This is a genomic window from Siminovitchia fortis (assembly GCF_003605365.2).
Lineage (GTDB): Bacteria > Bacillota > Bacilli > Bacillales > Bacillaceae_C > Siminovitchia > Siminovitchia fortis.
Window position 1 is genome coordinate 1 of sequence record NZ_QYTU02000082.1, and the last position, 2392, is coordinate 2392.

Annotated in this window: 2 protein-coding genes; both read right to left on the bottom strand. The window is 46.7% G+C overall.

What is annotated here, in order from left to right:
- Positions 1 to 67: 67 nt before the first annotated feature.
- Positions 68 to 796: an IS21-like element helper ATPase IstB gene (istB, locus tag D4N35_RS17640; protein WP_120076008.1), complete on the bottom strand. Its 729-nt coding sequence runs from the start codon at positions 794 to 796 to the stop codon at positions 68 to 70.
- Positions 797 to 802: 6 nt separating this feature from the next.
- Positions 803 to 2245 (bottom strand): IS21 family transposase, encoded by a 1443-nt coding sequence (gene istA / locus D4N35_RS17645; protein ID WP_120076006.1) that lies wholly within the window; start codon positions 2243 to 2245, stop codon positions 803 to 805.
- Positions 2246 to 2392 lie beyond the last annotated feature (147 nt).

A 2392-nucleotide genomic window follows, 5' to 3' on the forward strand; every position in this document is an offset into this window, starting at 1 on the left:
TGTATTTTGCAAGAGAAAAATACACAATAGTGCAATCAAAAGTGCATAACTTTGCCAGCCTATTCTGTTAGTAATTCTGTCTCGATAACGCGTGAGTCATTCGGTAGCTTTCTCCAGTGAAACTTAAAATGTGAGCGTGATGAATGACCCTGTCCACTAGGGCTGCAGTCAGCCTAGAGTCGACAAAGATGCGGTTCCATTGGCTGAACTCCAGATTAGAAGTTATAATCAGGCTTTTTTGTTCATACCACTCAGTAATCAATTGAAACAATAGCTCGGCACCTTCTTTGCTAAACGGGATGTAGCCCATCTCATCCAGAATGATCAGGTCCACTTTCTTAAACTTATTTCGGAACTGCTGGAACTTTCCTTCCCTCCATGCCTTGGTCAAGGCATCCACCAGATCGGATACACGGTAGAAGCGGACTTCATATCCCTTTTGGCAGGCCGCCCGGCCAAGCCCCGTTGCCAGGTGTGTTTTTCCGGTGCCGGGAGAGCCGGCCAGAATGATATTTTCACGCTTCTCAATAAAGTGCAGTGCGGACAGTTCCCTTGAATCCAACCGGGGAGGCAGGTGGATCTTTTCATTCCATTGGAAGGATTCAAGTGTTTTCCTGCTCAGGAAACGCGCTTTTTTAAGCAGACGCTCCACCTTCGCCTCTTCCCTCAACGCCAACTCTTTCCGGAGGACATCCGAAAGATACTGGGCCGAGTTTTCAAAGGGAATAGACTCATAGATGTCCGCAACGTAAGCCAGCCGGAGTGTCTTGCACATCCTTTTTATCTCTGACTCCATCATGTTTCACTCCCTTTCCCAATGAGCCGGTTGGAGCTGGTCATATTTTGTCCAATCTACCTCGTACGGGTGTCTATCCGGTTCGCCTGAACCATCCGCCTGCTCTTCAAGTAAGTCATAGAAATACTCATTGATCTCTGCCATTTCATGCGTGGCAAGCATCCGGGCTAGCCATCCCAAGCGCTGCTTCCGAATGGCCAGGTTGTCTATTTTGATATATTCATAGATGCGGCCGGGAAGATACGGGGAGTATCGCGAGTAGGTGACTACCCGAGGCTTTTGAAGCCAGGACTTCAAAATGGACTGCCAGGGAATCTTCCGCCCTTTATGCATATAAGGGCGATAATCCGTAAACAGAACTTCCCCATAAGGAGAGAGCACCTTGAATCTGTCCCAGTACTTTACTACGTGAAGCTGTCCAAAGTTATACCCTTTGGGAATATGTATTTTGGCCTGGTCGATGGTGATCTCCCCGTATTTATTCGCTTTCTCTGTCACTTTCTTGAAAATGGAATACTCCTCATCCGGCAGGGCCAAAAGGAATGGAAACTCCTGATCCAGCAATTCTTGGATAGAGATTCCTTTCTCATAGTGGATCCGTTCACGGTCCTTTGTCAGACACTCCTTCAGAATCTCCCCCAAGTGTTCAAAACTCTGAATCACCGGTGCCGGTGTCACAAAGTTATAACGGAGATACCCCACCTTGTTTTCCACATTTCCCTTTTCATGTCCGCTCCGCGGATTACAGGCTTGCGCTTCAAATCCGTAAAAGCCGGCAAACTGGAGGAACTCTTCTGTAAATGTTGCTTCCTCATTTTTTCCCCTGGGCCGAATTACTGCCGCCTTCAGGTTATCAATTCGGACCTTTCTGGGAACGCCGCCCAATTGGTGGAAGATTGTCTGTAGCCCATATAAAAAGCACTCCTGATTTTCACTGGGCAATGGCACGCAATAGGCTGCGTTGCTATAAGGGAGAGTCAGAAGTAGGCAATGCACATCGATGACCTTCCCATCTTTTACTGCTTCTGTCATCCCAAAATCCACCTGTGCCTCAGCCGGCGGATGATGCAGCCGTTCCGCATTCTGATCCCTGTCCTCATCCCCCTTTTCCTTGCCTTCACGCCAATCTTTAATGAAGTAACAGACCGTGCGATAAGAACCGGGGAACCCCATATTCTGAAGCTCCTCAAAGATTTTCTTGTTGGTCCTCCTTGACTTTCTCTTCAGCTTCTCATCTTCAGCCAGCCAGTCAGAGACAATCTCCCCCCATGGCTCTTCGTACATCATGCCGCTCTTCTTTTGAACATTTTCCTGGGGGACTTGGTCGTAATCTGCATATTTCTTGGCAGTCCTCCAGTTGATTCCCAAAGTATTGGCTATTTTATTGATAGAAAATGATTTCTGGTTCCTTAAAAGTTTGATACAATTGATTTCAGACATTGCCAGCATTCCTTTCGACCTCCACTGTGATTGATTCGACACCAACTACAGTAGAGAAGATTTGAATGGCTGGCAAGGTCTTTTTTCTTCTAAATAAAGTGCAAAGTTATGTACGTTTATGTTTCATAACTCTGCACTTTTATTTTGCACTACACA

Coding starts and splice junctions, on each gene's coding strand:
- istB (WP_120076008.1), bottom strand. CDS start 796: ATGGAGTCAGAGATAAAAAGGATGTGCAAGACACTCCGGCTGGCTTAC.
- istA (WP_120076006.1), bottom strand. CDS start 2,245: ATGCTGGCAATGTCTGAAATCAATTGTATCAAACTTTTAAGGAACCAG.